Source organism: Rhodanobacteraceae bacterium, from assembly GCA_024234055.1.
GTDB lineage: Bacteria > Pseudomonadota > Gammaproteobacteria > Xanthomonadales > SZUA-5 > JADKFD01.
The window spans coordinates 169,794-194,385 of the sequence record JACKOW010000006.1 but is presented as its reverse complement, the minus strand read 5'-3'; the positions used below and the strand labels follow the sequence as shown (position 1 = coordinate 194,385).

At 64.9% G+C, this 24,592-nt stretch carries 19 protein-coding genes and 2 pseudogenes; 12 read left to right on the top strand and 9 right to left on the bottom strand.

Annotated features, from left to right (window positions below; translation table 11 throughout):
- Positions 1–48: 48 nt before the first annotated feature.
- The 3 genes and pseudogenes from H7A19_12525 to H7A19_12515 all read right to left on the bottom strand — a co-directional run bounded on the left by H7A19_12525 (position 49) and on the right by H7A19_12515 (position 2,844).
- A pseudogene (locus H7A19_12525) lies at positions 49–432 on the bottom strand (hypothetical protein).
- 447 nt (positions 433–879) lie between these two features.
- Positions 880–1,449, bottom strand: a pseudogene (locus H7A19_12520) (lamin tail domain-containing protein).
- A 396-nt stretch (positions 1,450–1,845) separates the two neighbouring features.
- Positions 1,846–2,844: a hypothetical protein gene (locus tag H7A19_12515; protein ID MCP5475651.1), complete on the bottom strand. Its 999-nt coding sequence runs from the start codon at positions 2,842–2,844 to the stop codon at positions 1,846–1,848.
- A 419-nt stretch (positions 2,845–3,263) separates the two neighbouring features.
- Between H7A19_12515 and H7A19_12510 the strand changes: the two genes are divergently transcribed.
- Together H7A19_12510 and H7A19_12505 are read left to right on the top strand one after the other, a co-directional pair.
- On the top strand, positions 3,264–4,268 hold the full coding sequence (locus H7A19_12510) for a hypothetical protein (protein MCP5475650.1): 1,005 nt from the start codon (positions 3,264–3,266) through the stop codon (positions 4,266–4,268).
- Positions 4,189–6,228 carry a hypothetical protein gene (locus H7A19_12505; GenBank protein ID MCP5475649.1) on the top strand — a complete coding sequence of 680 codons (2,040 nt, stop codon included), beginning with the start codon at positions 4,189–4,191 and terminating at the stop codon, positions 6,226–6,228. Before H7A19_12510 ends, H7A19_12505 begins: the two co-directional genes overlap by 80 nt.
- Positions 6,229–6,594: 366 nt before the next feature.
- Here H7A19_12505 and H7A19_12500 read toward each other — a convergent pair whose 3' ends face one another.
- From H7A19_12500 to H7A19_12490, 3 genes are all read right to left on the bottom strand, one after another.
- The gene (locus H7A19_12500; GenBank protein ID MCP5475648.1) at positions 6,595–7,548 is read right to left on the bottom strand and encodes an alpha-L-glutamate ligase-like protein; all 954 of its coding nucleotides are present in this window, start codon (positions 7,546–7,548) and stop codon (positions 6,595–6,597) included.
- Positions 7,545–9,128: a UUP1 family membrane protein gene (locus tag H7A19_12495; GenBank protein MCP5475647.1), complete on the bottom strand. Its 1,584-nt coding sequence runs from the start codon at positions 9,126–9,128 to the stop codon at positions 7,545–7,547. The genes H7A19_12500 and H7A19_12495 overlap by 4 nt, the downstream gene beginning before the upstream one ends.
- A 483-nt stretch (positions 9,129–9,611) precedes the next feature.
- A complete protein-coding gene (locus tag H7A19_12490; protein MCP5475646.1) occupies positions 9,612–10,958 on the bottom strand; it encodes a hypothetical protein in 1,347 nt (448 codons plus the stop codon).
- 899 nt (positions 10,959–11,857) lie between these two features.
- On the opposite strand from H7A19_12490, the gene H7A19_12485 reads away from it, so the two are divergent.
- Positions 11,858–12,520, top strand: coding sequence for an energy-coupling factor ABC transporter permease (locus H7A19_12485; GenBank protein ID MCP5475645.1), 663 nt, complete (start codon positions 11,858–11,860; stop codon positions 12,518–12,520).
- Here H7A19_12485 and H7A19_12480 read toward each other — a convergent pair.
- Positions 12,509–13,387, bottom strand: coding sequence for a hypothetical protein (locus tag H7A19_12480; GenBank protein MCP5475644.1), 879 nt, complete (start codon positions 13,385–13,387; stop codon positions 12,509–12,511). The genes H7A19_12485 and H7A19_12480 overlap by 12 nt on opposite strands.
- 54 nt (positions 13,388–13,441) lie before the next feature.
- Positions 13,442–13,813 carry a zf-TFIIB domain-containing protein gene (locus H7A19_12475; protein ID MCP5475643.1) on the bottom strand — a complete coding sequence of 124 codons (372 nt, stop codon included), beginning with the start codon at positions 13,811–13,813 and terminating at the stop codon, positions 13,442–13,444.
- 256 nt (positions 13,814–14,069) lie between these two features.
- On the opposite strand from H7A19_12475, the gene H7A19_12470 reads away from it, so the two are divergent.
- The 8 genes from H7A19_12470 (at position 14,070) to H7A19_12435 (ending at position 22,619) form a co-directional block, all read left to right on the top strand.
- Positions 14,070–15,335: an efflux RND transporter periplasmic adaptor subunit gene (locus H7A19_12470; protein ID MCP5475642.1), complete on the top strand. Its 1,266-nt coding sequence runs from the start codon at positions 14,070–14,072 to the stop codon at positions 15,333–15,335.
- A gap of 129 nt (positions 15,336–15,464) precedes the next feature.
- A complete protein-coding gene (locus H7A19_12465; GenBank protein ID MCP5475641.1) occupies positions 15,465–16,184 on the top strand; it encodes an ABC transporter ATP-binding protein in 720 nt (239 codons plus the stop codon).
- A 134-nt stretch (positions 16,185–16,318) separates the two neighbouring features.
- Positions 16,319–17,632 carry an ABC transporter permease gene (locus H7A19_12460; protein MCP5475640.1) on the top strand — a complete coding sequence of 438 codons (1,314 nt, stop codon included), beginning with the start codon at positions 16,319–16,321 and terminating at the stop codon, positions 17,630–17,632.
- Positions 17,633–17,766: 134 nt separating this feature from the next.
- Positions 17,767–18,984, top strand: a complete 1,218-nt coding sequence (locus H7A19_12455) for an ABC transporter permease (protein MCP5475639.1) — start codon at positions 17,767–17,769, stop codon at positions 18,982–18,984.
- Between the two features lie 103 nt (positions 18,985–19,087).
- Complete coding sequence (locus H7A19_12450; GenBank protein ID MCP5475638.1) at positions 19,088–19,510, top strand: four helix bundle protein; 423 nt, start codon at positions 19,088–19,090, stop codon at positions 19,508–19,510.
- Positions 19,511–19,557: 47 nt separating this feature from the next.
- A complete protein-coding gene (locus tag H7A19_12445) occupies positions 19,558–20,910 on the top strand; it encodes a sigma-54-dependent Fis family transcriptional regulator (protein MCP5475637.1) in 1,353 nt (450 codons plus the stop codon).
- A 366-nt stretch (positions 20,911–21,276) separates the two neighbouring features.
- Positions 21,277–22,425, top strand: a complete 1,149-nt coding sequence (locus H7A19_12440) for an ATP-binding protein (GenBank protein MCP5475636.1) — start codon at positions 21,277–21,279, stop codon at positions 22,423–22,425.
- Positions 22,368–22,619 carry a sensor histidine kinase gene (locus tag H7A19_12435; protein ID MCP5475635.1) on the top strand — a complete coding sequence of 84 codons (252 nt, stop codon included), beginning with the start codon at positions 22,368–22,370 and terminating at the stop codon, positions 22,617–22,619. Before H7A19_12440 ends, H7A19_12435 begins: the two co-directional genes overlap by 58 nt.
- 245 nt (positions 22,620–22,864) lie before the next feature.
- Here H7A19_12435 and H7A19_12430 read toward each other — a convergent pair whose 3' ends face one another.
- Entirely contained in the window at positions 22,865–23,725 is an 861-nt protein-coding gene (locus tag H7A19_12430; GenBank protein ID MCP5475634.1) for a hypothetical protein, read from the bottom strand.
- A 139-nt stretch (positions 23,726–23,864) separates the two neighbouring features.
- Between H7A19_12430 and maiA the strand changes: the two genes are divergently transcribed.
- Positions 23,865–24,530: a maleylacetoacetate isomerase gene (gene maiA / locus H7A19_12425; protein MCP5475633.1), complete on the top strand. Its 666-nt coding sequence runs from the start codon at positions 23,865–23,867 to the stop codon at positions 24,528–24,530.
- Positions 24,531–24,592: the final 62 nt, after the last annotated feature.

The following is a 24,592-nucleotide window of genomic DNA, read 5'->3' as shown; positions in this document are numbered from 1 at the left end:
AATGGTGCCCAGACCCTGACCGTCGCCGACGGTGGCGCCGACGACGTTGCTCACGTTGACGAAGAAGGTCTCGTCGGCCTCGACCGTGGTATCGCCGTTGACCGTGACGTCAAAGGTGTAGGTCGAGTTGCCGGCAGCGATGGTCTGACCGTTGAGCGAACGCGCCACGTAGTCATTGTTGGCGATGGTCGCGGTGTCGTCGGCCGTGGCGATGTCGAAAGTGACGCCACCGGCGCCCGCCGGTGCGCTCAGGCTGACCGTGAAGCTGAAGGTGGTCGTTGCGCCGTCGGTCTCGATCTGGCTGACGTCGTCGATGTTGAGGCTGATGCCGCCGCCGCCCAGGCAGGTCGCCGTGTGCGACCCGAGGTTGGTGAAGGTGTCCTGCGCGAACCCGTTCCATTCGACCGCCGGATCAAACGCATCCGTTTCGATCGTGTCCCCGGCGCAAACCGCAGGAAGGCGCACGATGGTGTTGTCCTGAGTAGACACCAGCCCGGTGCCCCACTCGGTACCCGGATCGAAGCCTACCTGGCCGATCACATCGACGATGGGACCTGCCGCACCACCTTTGCGCAGAACGATGGCATCGTCGCCGTTGTACCAGCTGCCACCGGCGGTCTGGTCGGCAACACTGGTCACCGCGGCGACGGCCGAGGAATTGGCAAGCACGTAGACATCGTCCGAGGCCACCGTCCCGGTCAGAGGGATGGTCAGGCCGACCGACGACGAACCGTTGAAGTAGTACTCCACCTGATACTGACCGGCAGCCAGATCGATGCTGGCGCCGGTGCCGTTGTAGAACTCCAGCGCCTTGTTGTTGGACGATCCCTCGATGTACTCGGAGACGAAGAGATCCGTGGCTCCCGAGCAATTCGCGGTATGCGCACCCAGTCCGCTGAAGGTATCCAAGGCGAAACCTGACCATTCAGGTGCTGGATCGAAGACATCGCTGGGGTTGGTGTCACCGGCGCACACATTGGCATTGCGCACGATGGTGTTGTCCTGAGTTGACACCAGCCCGGTGCCCCACTCGCTACCCGGATCGAACCCAACTTGTCCGATCACATCGACGATGGGGCCCGCCGCACCGCCCTTGCGCAGAACGATGGCGTCGTCGCCGTTGTACCAACCGCCACCGGCGGTCTGGTCGGCAACACTGGTCACGGCGGCGACGGCCGAGGAATTGGCAAGCACGTAGACATCGTCCGAGGCCACCGTCCCGGTCAGAGGGATGGTCAGGCCGACCGACGACGAACCGTTGAAGTAGTACTCCACCTGATACTGACCAGCAGCCAGATCGATGCTGGCGCCGGTGCCGTTGTAGAACTCCAGCGCCTTGTTGTTGGACGAACCTTCAACATATTCGGAGATGATCAGATCGGTGGCTTGCGCCGATGCGGCATTGGAGAAGCCAGCCAGCAACAACCCACACAGCAGAATTCGAAACATGCTTGACCCCGGAAATCAGAAATCGGCGCGCCTGACGCGCCCGAACAGCGGAAGATAGCGCGAGTTTGTGTCGATTCGATGGAAATACGCATGGAAAATCACGTTTTCCGACGAGTGCGGCGCGTGAATCCGGAACTTGATGCACTCACTTGACCGGGATTGAAACGAAGCCGGTGACGCCCTCCACCGGGAGTGACGCCCTCGTGAGCGCTGACATGCTGGTCGGAGCGCCGTAGCAACCCAATCACGGCATGGGTCCTGTGGCTGGCCGGTCGCGGCGCGAGGCCGCTCTCATGGTCAAGCCCGCGCGCTGGCCATCATTGGCTCTCGGTGGCATCCCGATCGCGGACAGAGTCCGCTCCCACGGGGTGACGGGCACCTTCTGGCGTTGGCTTCTCAGCTGCTGCGGCGGCGACTAATGCTGGTCTTGCCCTTGCTGGCCGGCTTGGCGGCTGCCTTCCTTGGGGCTGGCGGCTTTTTGGCTGCCTTGGCGGCAGGTGGCGCGGCCTGGGTCCGCGGCTTTGCCGCCGTCGGCTTCGCGACCGCCTTCTTCGCCCTGGGCTTGGCCGTGGGCCTGGCCTTGGTCGCCGCAGTCTTCCGCGCCTTGGGCGCCGGCTTGGCAACGTCTTCGACCGCTTGCGCGTCCGTTGCCCCCGGCACCATCCGCCGCAGATCGCTCATGGTCGGCAGCGTTGGCAACAGATGGGTCACGCGGCCGACCCAGGCGCGGGTGGATTCCTGCACTTGATCGATGGCGGTACGCGCGGCGCTGGTGGCCCATTCGACCAGGGTGCTTTCGTCGATATTGGTGACCTGGCGCATCAGCTTCGGCCACTCTTCAAGATCGGCATCGCGGAAGCGGGCGACGGCCTGGGCGCGCATGCCGATGGCATAGGTCAGGGCAATGTTCTTGGTGGCGACGGTGGCGATGCGCGTCACCGGCAATGCGCGCTTGAGCACGAACCCGCCGATCAGCGCGCCGGCATAGCGCTTCAGCAGCTTGGCGACGATGCTGGAAGCATGGGTGGCGCCGACATTGGTGGCGGCAATGGCCAGAATGGCGAAGCGCTCACCGGCATCGCCGAGATCGACGTTGTAGACCTCGAAGGTCTCCAGCACCAGTTCCGACTGCAGCGCCGTGACCGTGCCGACGTCGATGACCGGACCCAACACCGCGCCCGCCAGCTTGCCGGCCCCGGGCACCAGTTCCACCACCGCCGAGAGCGCGCCGATGGCCCCGGCCTGCAGGCATTTGCTCTGCACCAGCAGCCGGTGCAGCTCCTCGGGCGGCGCATCCGGCAGCCGCTTGCGCAGCGCCGCGACCCGATCCTTGGCCGCCTGACGATCGGTCTTGCGCAGTGCCTTCCACAAGGCTTGGGCAGCGTCGGGCAGCATTGGCCTCTCCTGAGTGAGCACTGCCTCATCCTATCGCGTTCCCGAGGACTTGGGGGCGCGGGGCACGAGGGCACGAGGGCACGGGACTCGGGACTCGGGACTCGGGACTCGGGACTCGGGACAAGGCTGCGGGCTTGAGGGCTTCCGTAGGTCCAGACTTGTCTGGGCGCTGTTGGCAACATGGACGGCGAGCGTCCGGACGACGCCGGCTTTTCCCCGTGCCCCGTGCCCCTTGCCCCTGTGCCCCTTGCCCCTGCCCCCCGTGCCCCTTGCCCCTTGCCCCTGCCCCCGTGCCCCGTGCCCCCCAATACCCCCACCCGTCTCCGATTGGCACGATCGGGCCGCTCCAAACCTCCTTTTGCGGGTTATCGTTCGCGCCTACCTCGATTGCGCCGTCCCCGGGAGGACCCATGCGCCCCATGCTCGTACTTGCTCTGGCCGTGGCCCTCACTGCACCGCTGGCAGCCAAGACCACTCGCACCGATGCCGACAGCCGCTGGCAGGCCTGGGAGCAGCATCAGCAGTTGCAAGAGCAGAGTCTGTTCAAGGGCCTGAAATGGCGCTCGATCGGGCCCACCGTGCAGGGCGGTCGCATCGTCGACATCGAGGTACATCCAGCGCATCCCTATACCTTCTATGTGGCTTATGCCTCGGGCGGTGTGTGGAAGACCACCAACAACGGCGTCACCTTCACGCCCCTGAGCGATCAGCTGGCGAGCATGATCAGCGGCGACATCGCGATCGACCCGCAGGCACCCGACACGCTCTGGATCGGCAGCGGCGAAGCCAATTCCTCGCGCTCCTCGTACTCGGGCCTGGGCATGTTCGTCAGCCGCGACGGCGGCGCCAGTTTCGAACATGCCGGGCTGACGGGCGCTGATCGTATCGCCCGGGTGTTGGTCGATCCGGCCCGCAGTGAGCGCGTCTATGTGGCGGTGCAGGGGCCGCTGTATACGCCGGGCGGCATGCGCGGCATCTATCGCACCGACGACGCCGGCAAGTCCTGGAAGCAAGTCCTCGCCGGTGACGGCGAATGGACCGGAGCCATTGATCTGGTCATCGATCCGGCCGCGCCCGGCACGCTGTATGCGGCGATGTGGGAGCGCTCGCGACGGCCTTGGAATTTTGTCGAGGGCGGTCCTGGCTCCGGTGTCTACAAGAGCACCGATGGCGGCGACAGCTGGACGCGGCTGACAAGCTTTCCCAGGGGCGCCCATGTCGGTCGCATCGGTCTCAGCATCTCGGCGGCCAATCCGCAGCGCATCTACGCCAGCATCGACAACCAGGAGCCGCTGCCCGCCGATCAGGTCCGGCTCGGCGACCGACCGCTGTCGAGCAAACGCCTTGCGCACCATGAGCAAGGACGAGTTCCTGCGCCAGGACCCGGACGAGATCGAGATGTTCATCCGCGGCAACGATTTTGATCCGACCATCGACGCCCAGACCCTGATCGCCAGGATCAAGTCCGACGAGCTGAGCATGGATCAGCTGCGCGCCAAGCTGCGCGATGGCAACGCGGCGCTGTTCGACACCGACATCAAGGGTCTGGAAGTGTGGCGCTCGGACGACGCCGGCGCCAGCTGGGCCAAGGTCAACCGCGAGCCCATCCGCGATTTCACCTATACCTACGGCTACTACTTCGGCGCCATCAAGGCCGCGCCCGACAACGCCGATCGGGTGTACGTGCTGGGACTGCCGACCGCGGTCAGCGAGGATGGCGGCGTCAGCTGGAGCGGCCGGATCAATGCCCCCCAGGTCCACGTCGACCATCACGCCTGGTCCATCGACCCCAGCCATCCCGAGCGCATTCTCAACGGCAATGACGGCGGCGTCGATGTCAGCTACGACGGCGGTGCCAGCTGGCTCAAGCTCGATCATCAGGCGGTGGGCCAGAGCTATTCGGTGGCGGTCGACATGGAGGAACCGTACAACGTCTACACCGGCCTCCAGGACAACGGCAGCTGGAAAGGTTCCAGCAGCATCGACCTCGACGCCCCAGGCAGCTTCTGGGAACAGAGCGGCGATGGCTGGCGTTTCCTCAATGGCGGTGACGGCATGCAGGTGCAGATCGATCCGCGCGACGCCAGCGTGCACTACACCGGCTTTCAGTTCGGCTGGTATCGACGCAGCGGCAAGGACGGTGGCGAAGTGCGACCGCGACCGGCACTCGCCGAGAGCGCGCTGCGCTACAACTGGAACACCCCGATCCTGCTGTCCGAACACAATCCGGACATCCTCTATTTCGGCGCCAACAAGCTGTTCCGCTCACTCGACCAGGGCCGCCACTGGCGCGCCATTTCCGGCGATCTCAGCCGCAGCCAGGATCGCGGCGACGTACCCTTCGCCACCATCACCACGGTCAGCGAATCGCCGCGTGAATTCGGCCTGCTGGTAGCCGGCACCGATGACGGACTGGTGTGGGTCACCGAAGACGGCGGCGTCGAGTGGCGCGAGATCACCCGCGGTCTGGTCAAGGATCGCTGGGTCAGCCGCGTGGTGCTGTCGGCCCATGACCGCAACCGTGTCTATGCCAGTCTCAATGGCTATCGCGACGACGACATGGCGGCCTATGTCTATGTCTCCGACGATCTGGGCAAGCGCTGGCGCAGCATCAGCGCCAATCTGCCAGCCGAACCGGTCAACGTGATCAAGGAAGATCCGGTCAATGCCGATGTGCTTTACGTGGGCAGCGATCGGGGCGTCTACGTGTCCATCGACCGTGGCCGCAGCTGGCAATCCCTGCAGAGCAATCTGCCGAACGTGCCGGTGCACGATCTGGTGGTGCACCCGCGCGATCGCGAACTGGTGGCTGGCACCCACGGCCGCAGCGTCTGGATTGTCGATGTGCTGCCGCTTCAGGATCTGAGCAGCGAGGTGCGGGCCAAGGCTGCGCATCTGTTCCACGTGGCCGACGTCGATTATTCGCGCGGCTGGCGCTCGGAGCCGAGCGAGTGGTTCGACCACAACGAGCAGAAGCCGAAATCGGTGATCCAGTACTGGGCCGCGCAAGCCGGCAGCGGCACGCTCAAGGTGCTCGATGCAGACAAGAATCTGGTGCGCGAAATCCCGGTCACCGCCGAGCGCGGCATCAACCGCCTCGAATACGATCTGCTCGCCGATGCCGAACTGGGCATCGCCGCCGAAGTGGCCCGGGTCAACAAGGCCAACCAGGATGCCGACGAGAACGCCAGCCTGGAGGGCGTGCTGGCAAAGACGCCACTGGCCGAATCACGGCGTCTGGGACACCCGCTGTACCTGACTCCGGGCGACTACACCCTGGCCCTGGATCTGGACGGCGCCAGTGCCGAAGCCAAGCTGACGGTCAAGGCACCCAAGGCCTTCGAGCCGCGCAGCAAACCCAAGTTCAAGCTGCGCGGGAAGTAGGCCAACCCTCTCTTCCTGTGGGAGCGGCTTCAGCCGCGACGGACAAACCCAGAACCTGGCGATTCACTGATCGCGGGCAGCGACCGCACACAGGTTGGGGTGACCTCGCGTTGCGATCGTTGTGCTCACGGCCTCCGCGAGAACCCGAACTCGCGGCGACCTGACGACAGCAGCAGGACGCAGAGAACGCAAAGGGCGATCCTGGATCGGCTCCTCATTGCGTTCTCCGCGACTCTCTGCGTTCTCCGCGTTGATGATTCTGGCTGTTTTCCCGCTCTCGTGGCTCGGCACCTGAACGACCCTGATTGGCGCATCGCCCGTCGCGGGCAGAGCCCGCTCCCACAGGGTTACGGCCCTGGGCCGCGGCTACAGCGTCGGGAATTCGCGGCGGGACCAGGCCACGCGGGCGGCGGGATCGGGGTCGATGGCTTCGAGCGCCTCGACCTTGCGCAAACGGTGCACCAGGCCGTTGCCGTTGGCGATCTGGATGGCCAGACCCGGGCGCGCGTTGAGCTCCAGGATCAGCGGACCGAGGTCCTTGTCGAGCACCAGATCGACGCCGACGTAACCGAGTCCGCTCATCTCGCTGGCCCGGGCCGCGATCATCAGCAGTTCGTCCCAACGTGGAATTTCCAGGCCAATGATCGAGTGCTCGGTATCGGGGTGTTCCTTGACCGGCTCGTTGCCCCAGACGCCGCGTCGGGTGAGCCCGGTGGGAATGTCGATGCCGACACCGATGGCGCCCTGGTGCAGATTGGCCTTGCCATCGGACATGCGCGTGGGCAGGCGGATCATGGCCATCACCGGATAGCCCTTGAACACGATCACGCGTACATCGGGCACGCCCTTGTAGCTGACGTGATCGAAGATGGGATCGAACTGCACGCAGTATTCGATCAGCACCGCGTCTGGCTGGCCACCGAGGCTGAACAGGCCCGACAGGGTGTTCGACAGATGGTGCTCGAAATCGTCCTGATCCATCAGCTGGCCGTTGCTGCGGCGGTACTTGGCGCCGCGGCGACCGGTGATCACCAGGATGCCGTCACCGCCGGAGCCATGTGCCGGCTTGGCAACGAAGCTCTCGCGATCCTTGAGCGTGGCGTGCAGCTCCTCGATCTCGTGTTCTTCTCGAACCACGGCATACAGCTCGGGCACCGGCAGGCCGTGCTCGATGGCGAGCTTCTTGGTCAGCACCTTGTCGTCCACGCGCGGATAGAAGCGGCGGGCGTTGTAGCGCAGCACGAAATCCGCGTTGCGCTGATTGATGCCCGCCAGGCCGATCTCGCGCAAGCGCCTGGCAATGCGGAAGGGGTTGATCATGGCTTGGCGTCCGTGTCAGCCGGCGGCCCTTTCTTCAGCGCCTCTTCGCGCTCGGCGGCGAGCGCCCGGAAACGAAACAACTCAGTCAATCGATAGCCGGAATAGCGCCCCAGCAGCAGGGTGATGCCGAGCAGCACCAACAGCAGTTCCGGGAACACGAACACCAGATGCTCCAGCGGCGCCCAGGTCATCACGGTATAGGCCAGCGAGGCGATGATCAGCGTGCCGATGCCCTCCTTGATGGCGGTGCCCGGTCCGCGCTCGTCCCAGGCGATGGACATGCGCTCGATGGTCATGGTCATGATCACCATCGGGAACAGGGCAATGGACAAGCCCACCGGAATATCCAGCTGGTGGGCGATCACGCTGATCATGCTCATCAACAGGATCACCAGAATCAGCACGCTGGTCAGCCTGGGCACGAGCAACAGCCGTAATCGCTCCAGATAGAAGCGTGCCAGCAAGCCCAGCGATACCACCAGCGAGAACAGGATGACACCGGAGATGATCTGGGTTTCGCGGAAGGCCAGCGCGATCAGCACCGGCATGAAGGTACCGAAGGTCTTGACGCCGATCAGATTGCGCATGACCAGCATGACGAAGGCGCCGATCGGCACCGTCAGCAGGATCTTGAACACGCCCTGCATTTCCACCGGCAGGCCCAGCAGGGAATACTTGACCAGACCCTCGCTGCGGACCTCAGTGCGGCGCTTGGCAATGGCCACGGCATCGGCCAGGTTGCGCTGCACGGCAAATTCGACCTTGGGTCGCTTGTCGCTTTGCACCACCAGCAGATCGCGGGCGCTGCGCGTCCACAGGAAGAAATTCTCCGGCAGACCTTCCTCGCCGGTGGTGACACTGATGCTGATCCAGTCAGTGCCGTTGTGGACCTGCAGGAAGGGCTGCAGCTGTTCGAAGGCGGTGGGCTCGCCCAGCGGCAGACCGTGCAGCACGCGCGCCGGGATGCTGCGAATCGCCAGCGCCCGGGCAATGAACTGGGCGCGGTCTTCCATGGTGTCCAGACCGTCAAGCAGCACCCGGGCCTCGTCACGCGGATCCTCGGCCGCGAACTCGCGCACGAACTCGCGGGCAAAGGTGGCGACATCGGCCGAACGCATCTTGACGTCTTCGAAGATGGTGTCGATGGCCGCGGTCTGGGCCTCGCTCAGATCCGGCGGCGTGCGCAGCTTGGGCTCGCCGGTTTCGACATAGGGCGTGCTGTCGCGGACCACATTGACGCGGTAGTAGAGCACCTGGCGACCGGAGGCACGGCGCACCACCCACTCCACCTGGCGGCCTTCCTTGGTCTTGGTGACCTGCTCGCTGTAACCCCGCGAGATCAGCCGTTCGTCGATGACGGTGAAGCCGGGTATGGCCGCCGGACCACGCGAAGGCAGCTGAAGGCGCACCTTGTTGGGCCCGCCATTGCCCTGGAATTCCAGGCGGGCTTCCACCGACCAGACTTCCACCTCCTCGCGCGGACTCAGCGGAAACTGCAATACCTGCCACTTGTACCAGGCCCAACTCAGGCCAATAGCCGCAACCACAAACGCCAGAAAATAGAGCTGGGTCTTCTTCATATAGGACGGACTTCAAGAGAGGGCGCCCGGGCCCCCCGGCCCGGTTTCACCCGCAGTATAGAAGTCCGTCGTGGGCGCTGCTTGGAATGTTGCGGAGGTGCCGGGGCACGGGGCACGGGGCACGGGGCACGGGGCACGGGGCACGGGGCACGGGACACGGGACACGGGACACGGGACACGGGACACGGGACACGGGACACGGGAAAGGCTAGGGGTGAGGGCTTTGGTCGGTCCAGCCTTGTCTGGACGCTTCTGGATTCCCGGCAAAAAGGCGTCGAGACAAGTCTGCACCCACCAGAGCCATGTCATGGCGAGCCACGCATATCCTCCCGAACCCGCGATTGGGCGAGAGGGCACCAGGGCACGAAGACTTTCAATCTCGCCGAGTCTGCATTGCGTGCCCTCGTGCCCTCTCGCCCTCGTGCCCTCGATCCGTACCCTCGTGCCCTCGATCCGTACCCTCGTGCCCTCGCTCTGCGCCGGCTAGAACGAATAGCGCGCCAGGAACTGCAGTCGGGTCAGCGAACCATCGACGCCACTTTCCAGCTCGCGATCGGCAAAGCGCAGTTCGGCGCCGACATCCAGCTTGGGCAGCGGCGAATACAGCAGGTTGGCAGAGATCGAACTGACGCTCTCGGTGACGCCGGTACCGGTGTTGGCGCGCTTGTTGTCGTACTTCGAAGCGGCGTAGTAGATATTGCCCCGAAGTTGCGAGTTGAAGGCATGGTGGAAGCCGACAAAGCCACCGATGCCGTCGAGCGCATCCAGATCACCATTGGCATCGAGCACGGCGTCGCTGGCGATACCCAGTCCCAGATAGCGACCGATACCGCCGCCACCATTGATGGCGAAGCGCAGATCGTTGCTGGCATCGAAGTTGTAGCGGCCGGACAGCGAGCCGGCGATCGAGACCTGGGTATCGTCGAAACCGTTGGCCCCGGCGGTCTGATAACTGAGCTGGCGCACCAGGACTGCGGCGCTGAGGTGGCCCCAGGCCGCCTTGTGGGTGTAGCGCGCGGTGAAGTCCGGCACGCTGGCGTCATCGCTGGAAATGCGGGCGCCACCGCCGAAGGGGGTGATGGTGGTTTCCGGGTTCTCCAGCGAGAAGCTCCAGGGACCGTTGCTGTAGCGCACCTGCGGCTGGCGCACGAAGATGGTGCCATCGGTGGGGCCGATGAAATCGACGGCCTCGGTCAGCGCCGCCACATCCATGAAATTGGACCAGGTCTGACCCACCAGCCATTGATTCCAACCGACGAAGGCGTGACGGATGGTGGCGCCGTAGGTATTGGTGGCCACCTCGTTGCCCAGCGCGCCGCCGAAGAAGTCCAACTCCACCCGCGCCGTGACCTTGTCACCGGCATCGGAGACGTTGTCGACACCGAACCACAGTCGGGAGAACTTGATGGTCGAATCGTAGTCGGCGGAACCCTCGTCGGGCGCGCCCACGGGAATGGCGCCAGGCAGGTAGAGGTCGCGACCGGCACTGCTGTCGGCGAGTTCGCCGTCTTCGGTCTTGGTGTACATCATCTCGGTGCGCACGAAACCGCCCACCGTGAATTTGGTTCCGGCGACCGCCCCCGGCGTGATCGTGGTCGCTTGTATCGGTGGCGGCGAACCGGCAGCCGGCGCCGGTGCCGGCGCTGTGGCTGCCTTCTGTTCGGCCACCATGGCCTTGAGCTCCGCCAGTTGTGCTTCGAGCATCTGGATGCGCGTCTCCAGTTCGGCTTCCTTGCCGGTCTGGGCAAAGCCGACCACAGGCGCACCCAGCGCCAGCGTCAGTGCCAGGATGCGCGCCAGCGGGCGACGCTTCGGTTGTCCTGCGTTCATGCTGTCCTCCCCTCCGATCTGAGTCTGTGCGGGCGTCGCCGCGGTCCTGATGGTCAGACTCGGCGCACGCCGCGATTTGCGGCAGGTGCATGGTGCGAGCGTCAGCCGGCAACGGCTATTCACCATTGGTCGAAGGGCGGGGGGGGGAGGGCACGAGGGCACGAGGGCACGAGGGCAGGAGGGCACGAGGGCAGGGCAGGAGGGCAGGAGGGCACGGGGCACGGGGCACGGGGCACGGGGCACGGGGCACGGGAAAGGCTACGGGCTTCTGGCTGTTGTCGGTCCAGACTTGTCTGGACCCACAATGGCCGGCGCTCTCCATGAACCCATGTCGTAGGTTATTGATGCGTCATTGCGAGGAGCGCGGCGACGAAGCAATCCAAGGTAGCGCCGCACACTCCCGGATTGCTTCGCTACGCTCTCCATGAACCCATATCGTAGGTCATTGAATTGACGAAGTTGGCGCAAAACCGCCTGTCGTAGCCCGTTGTGCCGCGCAGCGGCTCAGCGGGACGCTTTCGCGTCACCGCCCGCAGAGCGCTGCGCGGCACAACGGGCTACGCACGACCGTTTTCCGGGCAGATCGAAGATATTCACGCTTTTCTTCGTGTTCTCTCTGCTTGTCCTTCGTGTTCTCGGCGTCCGGCTTCTTGCCGCGACCTGCCTCAGGACGGGGTCGTCGCGGTGCCGGTCGCGACGCGAGGTCGCTCCTACAGGCGGGTTTGTGGTTCATGGCCCGTGGGCAGTTTCAGGCCGGAACAGGTGGCTCGCAATGACGCCGGCTTCTCCCGTGCCCCCTGCCCCGTGCCCCCTGCCCCGCATCTGATCCCGATCAGCCCGAAGTGCTTCCGCCTGCGCCAGACTCAAGGCTGGCCTGGATCACATGAGACTGCCGCGCAGTGCCTGCACTTCCATTTTGGCTGACGGTCGCCGCCATGCTGCTGGCGCTGGCTGTGTTGGTGCTGGCCTTGCTCGGCATCGAATGGCGGCGTTTGCGTGATCTGGAGGCGCAGGCGGTGTTCTTCGCCCTGCTGGCCCTGAGCGTGGGTGCCCGTCTGGGGCGCATCGAGTTGCAGCCTGGGCTGGATCTGCATCTGTTCGGCGCCAGCATTGCGGCACTGATGCTGGGCTGGCGCTTCGCCACCCTGCTGCAGGCGCTGGCGGTAGGACTGGTGGCCCTGTCCTGGCAGCGCTACTGGCTCAGCCCGGCACTGGATCTGCTGCTGACCGGTCTGTTGCCGGTGCTGATCACAACCGCACTGCTGGATTTCGCGCAGCGAAGGCTGCCGGCGCATCTGTTTGTGTATCTGCTGTTCAACGCCTTCCTGGCCGGCGCACTCTCGATTGCCGCCGCTCAGATCGGCAAGTGCCTGATCCTGCTCAGCCTTGGCGTCTTTGACCTCGGCACCCTGGGTGAGAACTTCCTGCTCACGGTTCCAGCCCTGATGTTTCCCGAAGGCTTTGCCACCGGAGCAGTGCTGACACTGGCTGTTGCCTATCGGCCGCGCTGGGTAGCGACCTTTCATGACCCCAGCTATCTGGATTTCGGCTCACCCGGCTGAACCTGCGTCTGTCTGGCCATCTGCTGCTCCGGCCAGAGCCCTGGCTGATGCGGTCTGATGCAAGTGTACGCGTCGGCTGAGCATGTGCCGCGCCTGCCGCAGCCATACGTAGCGCCACACGCACCAAGCCAGTCGCAGCAGCTGGACCAGAAACGGCAGGACCAGGGCGCCCACCGCGCCCAATGGCAGCATGAGCACACCGAAGACAGCGGCCAAGGCATAAATGTCCAGAGCGCCATCGCTCTCCAGACAGAGCGAGCGTGTGCCCACATTGGCGCCCATGACGTAGCGAATGTCGGCGAAGTCGCGCACCAGCGTCCAAACGACGTAGCCCAGGGTCAGCAAGGGCAGATAGTAATTGGCCCAGATTTGTTCGAGATTGGTCCAGTCCAGGGCCACCAGCAGCGCACCCACGCCGGGCAGCCCGAACAGCGTGCACAGCACCGCGACTATCAGCGTCTTCCCTTCGCTCGGCGCCGACGTCGGGGCCAGCCGCACGCTCTGTTCGCGTTCGACCTGCCAAGCCAGCATCAGCAGCTCATGGGTGCGGTGTTCCCGCAGGTAGCTGTACCTGATCCAACGGCGCGCCATGCTCCAACGCACGATATCCATCAACACCGGCAGTGCGGCGCTCACTGCGAGGAAGGCCAACAGTCCCGAAGCTGGCCATCCCAGGGTTCGGGCACCGAAGACGAGAATACCGAGGGTGACCAGCGCCGACCACGCTCGGCGATGGGCCAATCTCAGGCTGTGCATGGTTGCGTTGTTGAGGCCACGCGCACCTTCGCGGTCGAGACTGGTCAGATCGTCCGCTGTCAGCGGTACCCACTGTTTGGACCGGAGGATGGAGAGTGCAGCCAGCTGCATGGTCTGGGGCGTCTTCAGTTCGCTGGAAGAGTGCCGGTCGGCAGCCGCCCAGACTCAGTCGCGCGCCTTGGCGCGCCAGCGCTTGAACAGATCGCCCAGGCTGTGTTCGCTCAAATCGCGGAACTCGCCGGCGTCGAAATAACGTCCGTAGCAGACCGGGCAGCTCTCGAACCAGATGTGGGGCTGTTGAGGATCGACCATGCGCAGCATCTGGCTGTTCGGGCACACCGGGCAGTGAATCCGGTCGATCGCGTTGTGCCTGCGGCCAAGCTCCTCACTGCCGATATCGATGATGTCGGCATCGGCCTTGAGCTCCTCATGTTCCATCAGATCGAACCACAGGCCCTTGCAAGCAGTGCAGCGATCGACCACGCCGTGGGCAGTCGCCACTTTTTCCATATCGGCCTGGCACTTGGGACATTGCATGGTAGGTCTCGCTCGGCTGCGGGATGGCAATCGAGCACGCTACGGCAGCGCGTGCCGTCGGGCAAGCGGCTCGGGGACGGGCGCCGACTGGTGGCGACGGCAAGCCTGCCCGGGCCGCCCCGACTTCGCTGTCCGTAGACCGTCCGATGGGCGTCCGATCTTCCGAACACGGGAGAATAAGGTCGTACAATCATATAGTTATAAAGTGGCATGGGTCATGCTTAGACCTTTCCGTCACCCATGCTGCGGCGCCCCCATGATCCGAGACACCTCCGCCACCGATCGTCCTCTGCGCGCTACCGCCAATCCGCTGCACCGGCGCGGCCTGTGGCTCGGTGCTGCGGTGTTGGTTGTGCTGGTGGCTGCCGGCTTTGCCGTGGCGCCAACCCTGACTGCAGAACACACGCTCTCGCGTCAGCGCGTGCGCATCGGCGAGGTCAGTCAGGGCACGCTGGTCCGCGATCTCACCTCGCAAGGCCGGGTAGTCGCCGCCCGCAGCCCTTCGCTCTACACCTCGGCGCCGGGCATTGTGCGTTTTGCCGTCGAACCAGGTGCCATGGTGCAGAAGGATCAGCTGTTGGCGACCGTCGACAGCCCTGAGCTGGAAAGCGAACTCAAGCGCGAGCAATCGACCTTGGCCCGGGTATCGGCCGAGCGTGAACGCCAGGACATCAACAACCGCCGAACGGTGCTGGAAAAGCAGCGTGCCATCGATGCCGCCGGCATCGCCCAGAAGGCCGCCGCGCGCGAGCTTGAGCGCACCCAGCTGGCCTACGCCAAGGGGGTGCTGCCCGAGGTCGATCTTAAGCGCGCCCAGGATGTGCTGGAGGGCGCGAAGATCACGCTGTCCAGCGCCGAGGCCGATCTGCGCCTGGAGCGCGATTCGCTGGTGCTGGATCTGAAGACCTACGACGAGCAACTGGCCAGTCAACGGCTGCTGGTGGAAGAGTTGCAGCGTCGGGTGGCAGCGCTGGAAGTGCGCGCGCCCTTCGATGGCATCGTCGGCAACTGGCTGGTGACCGATCGCGCCAATGTCGCTGCCAATCAGGCACTGATGATGGTGGTCGATCTGACCGAGCTGGAAGTGGAAGCGGCCGTCTCCGAAGTCTATGCCGATGCGCTGGTGCCCGGACTCAGTGCCGAGATCTCGATCGGCGCCGAGCGCCGCCAGGGCGAGGTCAGGCTGGTATCGCCGGAAGTCCAGAATGCCCAGGTGCTGGCGCGCATCCGCCTGACCGACGCCAGCGCCGGATCACTGCGCCAGAACCAGCGCGTTCAGGTGCGGGTGCTGCTGGAAGAGAAACCCGATGTCACCCTGGTCGAACGCGGTCCGGCCTTCGAGCGCGACCCCGCCTTTGCCTGGGTCATCGACGGCGATGTGGCCCGGCGTCAGCCGATTCAACTGGGTTCGAGCTCGGTCAAGGCCTTCGAGGTCGTCGATGGCTTGAGGCCCGGACAGCAGGTGATCCTGGCCGGCATCGATGATCTGCCGGGTGTTGATGAAGTGTTGTTGACGCGATGAGGACGGTGTCGAGGCATGCCGATCAGCTGCTTGCGCAGCCAACCACGCAAGCCCCGCCGCGAGATGTCAGGTAGTCCGCTGTGCGGACGTGACCTACCAGTAAAGCCTTCTACGGAAAGGGATATCACCATGCTGCACATGCAAAACCTTCGCAAAGTGTTCCGCACCTCGCTGGTCGAAACCCACGCGCTGCGCGATCTGACCCTGACGGTGAATGCCGGTGAGTTCGTCGCGGTCACCGGCCCTTCCGGATCGGGAAAGACCACCTTCCTGAACATCGCCGGCCTGCTCGAAGAGCACACCGATGGCGTGTACAAACTGGATGACATCGACGTCAAGAACCTCAACGACGATGCCCGCTCGCGCCTGCGCAACGAGAAGATCGGCTTCATCTTCCAGAGCTTCAACCTGATCGCCGATCTGGATCTGTACGACAACGTCGATGTGCCGCTGCGCTACCGCGGCTTCCCCAAGGCTGAACGCAAACGCCGCATCGAATCCTCGCTGGCGCGGGTGGGCCTGGGCTCCAGACTGCACCACTATCCGGCCGAACTGTCCGGCGGCCAGCAGCAGCGCGTGGCCATTGCCCGGGCGCTGGCCGGTGAACCCAAGCTGCTGCTGGCGGACGAACCCACCGGCAACCTCGACACGGTCATGGCCCGCGGCGTGCTGGAACTGCTGGAGGAGATCAACAGTCAGGGCACGACCATCATCATGGTCACCCACGATCTGGAACTGGCCCGCCGCGCGCGCCGCCATGTGCACATCGTCGACGGTCAGGTGGTGGATCTGGCCGAAGCCGATTTCGCCCCGATTCGCGGCGTCGACAAGCCGCGGGCGGTGGCTTGATGGAGCGGGGGCAGGGAAAACGGGGCGCGGGAGGAGCGACAACCCGGAAGCCCGCGGTACCGGCTCTTCCCCTGCCCCGTGCCCCGTTTCCCCTGCCCCGTCCCGCAGCTGACCAGATTTCGGAGTTCCCCACGATGTTCACCTACTATCTGAAACTCGCCACCCTGGCCCTGAAGCGCACGCCGGTGCTGTCGGCGCTGATGGTGTTGGCCATTGCGCTCGGCCTGGCGACCGCCATGACCGCCTTCACGGTCCTCTACCGGCTCTCGGGCAATCCGATTCCGCAAAAGAGTGATGTGCTCTATGCGGTGCAGCTGGACAACTGGTCGAAGGATTCGGCTTTCGACGAGGAAAACAATCTGCCACCCAACCAACTCACGCACGGCGATGCCGAGCGCCTGATGGCCGATGCCAAGGCCATGCGCCAGACCGCCATGCGCCGTTCCAGTGTCAGTGTGGTTCCCAGCGATCCCGAGGTACGACCGCGGCTGGCCAACGTGCGCGCTGCCGGCGCCGATTTCTTCGCGATGTTCGATGCCCCCTTCCTGCAAGGTGGCCCGTGGTCCAGGGCTGACGACCAGAACGAGGCGCGAGTCGTCGTGATTTCGCGCGAACTGGCGGATCGCGTCTTCAAGCGCACCGAGGTCGTTGGCGAACGCATTCGTCTCAATGACGAGGACTTTTCGATCGTCGGTGTGCTCGATACCTGGAAACTGAATCCGCTGTTCTACGACATCACCACCGACACGCTGAGCAATCCAGAGGACATCTTCTTGCCTTTCAGCGTGGCCACCGCCAAGGAAATGGACATCGACGGCAGCATCAACTGCTTCGAGCCACCACCAGGCATTGGCTTTGACGGCCTTAGAGCCTCAGATTGCGTGATGACCCAATACTGGGTGGAACTGCCCGACGCCAAGGCGCGCGAGGAATACCTGGCCTATCTGACCGCCTATGTGGCCGAACAGCGCAAGTCCGGTCGCTTCCCGCGCCCAGACAACAACAAGCTCAGCAATGTCATGGAATGGCTGAGCCAGAATCAGGTAGTGCCGGATGATTCCCGCATCTTTGCCGGCGTCGGTGTGGCCTTTCTGGTGGTCTGCCTGCTCAACGCTGCCGGGCTGCTGCTGGCCAAATTCCTGCGCAAGAGTGGGGAAATCGGCCTTCGCCGTGCGCTCGGCGCCAAGCGCCGGGAGATCTTCGCCCAGCACCTGATCGAATCGGGACTGATCGGAGCCCTGGGTGCGGTCTTGGGCCTGGCGTTGACCCTGGGCGGACTGGCCATGGTCCGCATGCTGATACCGCGTTTCGACAAGGTTGCGACACTGGACACCAGCCTGTTCGGCCTGATGCTGCTGGTAGCCATCATCGGCGCCATCGGCGCTGGCGCATACCCGGCCTGGCGCGCCTGCCGCATCGCCCCGGCCTCGCAGCTGAAAACCAATTGATGGAGGCGCGGGCACGAGGGCAAGAGGGCACGCAAGAGCGGCAAGCGAAGAGCCCTTGCCTTTACGTGCGCTCGCGCCCTCATGCCCTCATGCCCTCGTGCCCTACGCTCCAGTCATCCCGCAAGGAATCCCCCATGGAAATCCGACCGATACTGTCCTCCCTCAGGCGCAATCCGGTGGCGGCGACGCTGATCGCCGCACAGATCGCGCTGACCCTCGCCATCCTGGCCAACGTGCTGTTCATCGTGAACGAGCGCATCGAGGCCATGTCGCTCGCCAGTGGCGTCGATGAGCCCAATGTGTTCCTGTTCCACAACCAGAACATCGGACAGGTGCGCCCCGACGAGCAGGCCACCGATCAGGATCTGGCTACCGTGCGCGCCATCCCCGGCGTGGTGGCAGTGACCCCCACCTTCAGCATTCCGATGGGCCGCAGCGGCTGGAACACCAGCGTGGCGCTCAAGGCTGAGGACCGGGCCGACGGCGCTGATCGCTCGGCGGCCATGTACATGGGCGACGAGCAGTTCCTCGATGCGCTGGGCTCCCGGATCATCGAGGGCCGGATGTTCGAGCCGGGCGAGATCAAGCCCTTCACGCAAGGTGACCAGCCCAATCCCCCCGTGGTGCTGGTGAGCAAGGGTCTGGCTGAAAAGCTGTTTCCCGGCGAAAGCGCGATCGGCAAGATGATCAACATCACCGGCGATCGCGGCGAGCCCCAGCAGCGCATCATCGGCGTGACCGATCACCTCGCCACCCCCTGGCCGCGCTCGCGCAATCCCGATCGCGCCATCGTGTCGCCTTACAAGCTGATTGGATCCAGTGGCTTCATCGTGCGCACGCAGCCCGGCGAACGTGACCGAGTCATGTCGCAGGTGGAGGAAAAGCTGTTCGCGGTCGAGCGCAACCGCATCATTCCCTCCATCCGCGGCTTCGACGAGATCCGCACCGAGGCTTATCGCAATGACCGCGCCATGGCCGTGCTGCTGGCCGTGATCGGCGTCGCCCTCTTGGCGGTCACTGCCTTCGGCATCGTCGGCCAGGCCAGCTTCTGGGTGACCCAGCGCACCAAGCAGATCGGCACCCGCCGCGCCCTTGGTGCCCGCCAGCGCGACATCGTGCGTTACTTCCAGACCGAGAACGCCCTGATCGCCCTGATCGGCATCGCTGCCGGCTCGGCCCTGGCGCTGGGCATCAACGTGGTGCTGGTGCAGTACCTGGGTTTCGATCGCCTGCCCTGGACCTGGCTACCGCTGGGCGCAGTGGTGGTGCTGATCATCGGTCAACTGGCCGTCCTCGGCCCCGCCCTGCGCGCCAGCCGGATTGCCCCGGCGATAGCGACGCGGTCAGCTTGAAAGCAGCAACTGGCAACTGGCAACTGGCGATTGGGGCGCGCTGAAGGGAGTTCGGTGCTGCTTATGGGTTCGATGCCTATGGAACTTGCGCAGGCTCTTGGTGATGCGCCCTAATCGTCAAATTCAACTTGATATCGGCGTCCCCGTGAGCTACCGCGATCTCGAAGTTTGGAAGCGTGCGATGGATCTGGCAGAGGCCGCGTACCCAATTGCGCGGTCGTTACCGGACACCGAGCGCTACGGACTCGCGCAACAGATGCGTCGATCTGCTGTCTCGGTTCCTTCGTGTATTGCGGAAGGGCGATCTCGCCTATCCACCAGAGAATTCGCACGCTTTCTCGCGATCGCAATGGGTTCCCTGGCCGAATTGGAGACGCAATGCCTGCTCGCCGCACGACTTGGACTGACGCGCGAGGCGATTGACCCCCTGCTCCGTTCGGCGAACGAGCTCGGCCGAATGCTTCAATCGCTCCGCAAGTCGCTCGACCGCAACGCATATCCACAGGAAACTCGCCCCAATCGCTAGTTGCCAGTTGCTGATTGCCCCACCAACCTCCGAGCAAACACATAGTCATGTCGGCAATCCTCATCATCGACGACAACCCCGCCATCGGCACCGCGCTGGAACTGCTGCTGGGTCTGGACGGGCACTCGGTCAGCACCGCAGCCAGCCCGCGCGCGGGTTTGGAGGTGCTGGCGAGCCAGTCTATCGACCTGGTCATCCAGGACATGAATTTCTCGGCCGATACCACCTCGGGCGAGGAGGGCGTGGCGCTGTTCCGGCAGATCCGCGAGCGCCATCCGGATCTGCCGGTGATCCTGCTGACGGCCTGGTCGCATCTGGAACAGGCCGTTGAACTGGTCAAGGCCGGTGCCGCTGACTATCTGAGCAAGCCCTGGGATGACCAGCGGCTGCTGACCACGGTGCGCAATCTGCTGGAACTGGCGGAGAGCAGCCGCCAGGCACGCAAGCTGACCGTGCGCGAATCCGAAGGTCGGCGTTCGCTGGCGCGCGAATTCGACCTGCGCGGCATGGTCTATGCGGCTCCGAGCACCGAGCGCGTGCTGCGCCTGGCCTGTCAGATTGCCAGCGCCGATGTGCCGATCCTGATCACCGGGCCCAATGGCGCCGGCAAGGAGCGCATCGCCGAGATCATCCACGCCAACTCACGGGTCAAGGACGGCCCCTTCATTGCCGTGAACTGCGGCGCGCTGCCCTCGGATCTGCTGGAGGCGGAATTGTTTGGCGCCGAGGCCGGTGCCTACACCGGCGCCGGCAAGGCCCGGGAAGGGCGTTTCGAGGCGGCCGATGGCGGCACCCTGTTTCTCGACGAGATCGGCAATCTGCCACCAGCCGGACAGATGAAACTGCTGCGCGTGATCGAAAGCGGCCGCTTCGAGCGCCTGGGCAGCAACCGCACCCGCGAGGTCAAGGTGCGGGTGTTGTCGGCCACCAATGCCGATCTGCCGGCGATGATCCGCAAGGGTGAATTCCGCGAGGATCTGTACTACCGCCTCAACGTCATCGAAGTGAAGCTGCCGGCACTGGCCGATCGGCGGGAAGACATCGTGCCGCTGGCCGAGCATTTCCTGGGCAGCGAACTGCGCCTGGCCGACAGCGCCCGACGCGCTCTGGAAGCCCACCCCTGGCCCGGCAATGTGCGTGAACTCAAGAACGCCATCACCCGCGCCAGCCTGCTGTGCCGAGGCGGGGTGGTCACGGTGGAGGATCTCGGGCTACCCGCGACCAGCCACCAACAGCACGGTAGCGACAACGGTTTGCGCGAACCCAGCCGCGACGAGATCGAGGAAGCCCTGTCTCGCGCCGGCGGCGTGGTCGCCGAAGCCGCCCAGAGCCTGGGGTTGTCGCGCCAGGCCCTGTATCGACGCATGGAGAAGTACGGCGTCGATGTGCGCCGGGATTAGGGTTGTTGGTTGTCGGTTGTTGGTTGTCGGTTGCTGGCAAGGGTGGGGGTTGCCTGTGGGAGCGGACTCTGTCCGCGATTGAAGTCCCCGGCGCCGCCCAACCGTAGGAGCGCCCTTGCGGCGCGACCGCTGCGGCGGACCTGCGGCTTGCCGGTCGCGACGCGAGGTCGCTCCTACAGGCAGGTTGTGGTTCATGGCCCGTGGGCAGTGTCGGGCCGAAACAGGTGGCTCGCAATAACGCCCATTGAGGCCCCTTGCGATCAACCCCAAAATGACGCGCTAATCGCTAGTTGCTAGTTGCTAGTTGCCAGTTGCTAGTCGCTCATCGCTAGTTGCCAGTTGCCAACCACCCCACCCGGACCCCCAATGCCCCAGCCCGATCCCTCCCGCCGCCACCTGGCCCGCCTGAAGCGCCTGCCGGGCTGGGCGACATGGGGCGTGGTGCTGGTGCTGCTGTCGTCGTGGCTCACGCGCGAACTCGGCCTGTGGTCGACCCTGGCGGCGGCATTGGCGCTCGGACTGGGTTTTGCGCTGATCGCCATCCGCCGCGAGCGCACGCCGTCGGCCGATCATCTGCGGGCGCTGTCGACACTGGTGGCGGCCTGGGCTGACGCCGATTTCGCCACCTCGATTCGGGTCCCGGGCGACCCTGATCTGGCCGATCTGACGACCGCACTGAACGCCCTCGGCGCGCAGTTGCGCGATGAACGTCAGCGCCTGGTGCAGCGCGAATTGCTGCTCGATACCGTGGTTCAGAACACGCCCACGGCGCTGCTGCTGACCGATCCACGCGGACACGTGATCTACGGCAATCTGGCGGCGCGCGAGTTGTTCGGCCTGCAGGGCAAACTGGAAGGTCACGCCTTCGAGGATCTGGTGGCTCGCCTGCCCGAGGCCCTGGCCGAACCGCTGCGCTCGGGACTGGATGGCCTGGTGACCCTGACCGTCGATGGCGATGAGGATGTGTTCCATCTGACCCGCCGGTCCTTCGATCTGCACGGCCGCCGCCATCAGCTGACCATGCTCAGGCGACTGACGCGCGAACTGGCCCGCCAGGAAGTGGCGACCTGGAAGAAGGTCATCCGGGTGATCAGTCACGAACTCAACAATGCCCTGGGGCCGATTGCCTCGATGGCCCACACCGGCCGCGTCTATGCCGAACGCGGCGACAAGGCCAGCCTGCAGAAGATCTTCGCCACCATCGACGAACGCGCCCAGCATCTGGGTGCGTTCATCGGCGGCTATGCGCGCTTTGCCAAGCTGCCCAGTCCACGGCTGCAGGCGGTGCCCTGGACGGCCTTGCTGGACACCGTGGTGCAGTCGCAGTCGGCGCGGATCGTGCTGCCTCTGCCCGAAGCCAGCGCCTTCGTCGACCGCGCCCAGATCGAACAGGTGCTGATCAATCTGTGCAAGAACGCGGTGGAGGCAGGATCGGCACCGCCGACGTCGAAATCGCGGTGCTCGACGCCGGCCAACAGTTCCTGCTGCAGGTGCGCGACCGCGGCACCGGCATGACCGACACCGTGCTTGAGCAGGCGCTGCTGCCCTTTTATTCCACCAAGCGTTCCGGTACCGGTCTGGGACTGGCGTTGGCCCGGGAAATCGCCGAGGCCCACGGCGGCCGCATCCGCCTCAGCAACCGGCCTGAGGGCGGCTTGATCGTGTCGATCTGGCTGCCGAAACCACCGGCGCGGGTGGGTTCGGGTTAGCAAGGCCCCCGTGGGTGGGAGTCCCGGTCGCAATGGGCGGTGCGCTTGTAGGCGCACCAACCGGGGTGAGGGGCAGGGGGCGGGGGCCCAACCTCGCTGCAAAGTCAGATCGTGCGGCGGGCTGGGTCCCCTGCCCCTTGCCCCCTGCCCCATTCTCTCGAATTCGCAAAATCAATCACTTGCGGTATGTCTGGTGAGAACGGACCGCACCCGCGCTCGGCAGCAGGCGCACTCCGTGCGTAACCTCAGCGGGCAGCGCTGAGCTGGCCGATCAGCTCGGCAAAGCGCTCGGCCGCGGCCGGCACGATCGTCAGAAACAGCGAGGGCTCGGTCAGTTCCAGCTCCAGCAGGACCGGATCGCCGGCGCCGTCGCGCAGCAGATCGACGCGGGCATAGGTCATCGGCCCGGGGAAGGGAATGGCGGCCAGCACCTGCTCGGCCAGTGCGTACTCGGCGGCGTCGGGTACACGCGCGGTGATCGATTCAGGCGCAAACAGTGCATTGGTGGCCTCGGCATTGATGCCCAGCATCGGGCCCTTGCGGAGTGCATGCGAGTAACGGCCGCCGAAGTACACCAGCGCCGTTTCACCGGCCTCATCAACCCGTTCCAGATAGGGCTGCACCAGCACATCGCGGCCGGCGTCGAGCAGCTTCCGGGCATGGGCGCGGGCGCCTGCCAGGTCGTTGCGGAAGCGGCGGGCATCGCGCGAGCCGGCGCCTATGGCTGGCTTCACCACCAGCTCCGGCAACTCGACAAATTCGATGGCATCGCCCGGTCGCAGCAAGGTCGAGGGCACGATCGCCACACCCTTCCGGGCCAGATCCAGCAGATAGCCCTTGTGGGTATTCCAGCGCACCACGTCTGGCGGGTTGAGCAGACGCGTCTGACTCGACACCCGGGTGATCCAGTCGCCGAACTCGGCATAACGATCGATGTAGTCCCAGGTCGAACGCAACAGTGCCAGGCGATAGCGCGACCAGTCCACGTCCGGATCGTCCCAGTCACAGATCTCGAAGTCGATGCCGCGCGCGGCCAGCGCGGCGCCGAGGAGTGGCAGGTCTTCATCGAGCGCGCGAGCGGCGCGGGCACTGACCAGGGCGAGCATGGGTGGTCCACGGAAAACGGGGGCGGGAAGCATCAGTCGCCGCCGCCCGAACTGCAAGGCATGGAATCGACGGCGGCGCGGACGTGCTGGCGAGGCGCCACTGCATTATGCTTGTGGCTCCAGCGGGCGGGGGCGCGTCATGACCGACTTGATCAGGCTCTACAGCTATTGGCGTTCGAGCGCCGCGTACCGGGTACGGATCGCGCTGAACCTCAAGGGACTGGCCTATGACTACCAGCCGGTGCACTTGTTGGCTGCAGGCGGCGAGCAGCGCAGCGAGAACTATGCCCAACTCAATCCGCAGAAGCTGATCCCCGTGCTGGTGGACGGTGAGCGGGTCATCCGCCAGTCGATGGCCATCATCGAATATCTGGCCGACGTCTACCACGGCGCCGGCTACGTGCTGATGCCGGCCAACGCCCGTGAGCGCGCCCGGGTGCGCGGCATTTCCCAGGTCATCGGTTGCGATATCCACCCGCTGAACAATCTGCGGGTGCTGGACTACCTGCAAAGCGAACTCGGCGCCGATCTGGCCCAGAAACAGGCCTGGATGCGCCACTGGATGAGCGAGGGCTTTGTGGCGCTGGAGGAGCTGCTCGGCAACAATCCGTCCACCGGCGAGTTCTGCGAGGGCGATGAGCCGACGATGGCCGACTGCTGCCTGATCCCGCAGGTCTACAACGCCCTGCGCTATGGCATGGACATGGCGCCCTATCCCACCGTCAACCGCATCTACGAGCGCTGCCTGCAGATGTCCGAATTCGATCTGGCACAGCCGGAGAAGCAGCCCGACGCCCCGCGCTGAGTCGGCGATGGTGATGGCTGAGGGCAGCAGAGAGGTCCGATCGACCTGCGGGCGCTGGCCGA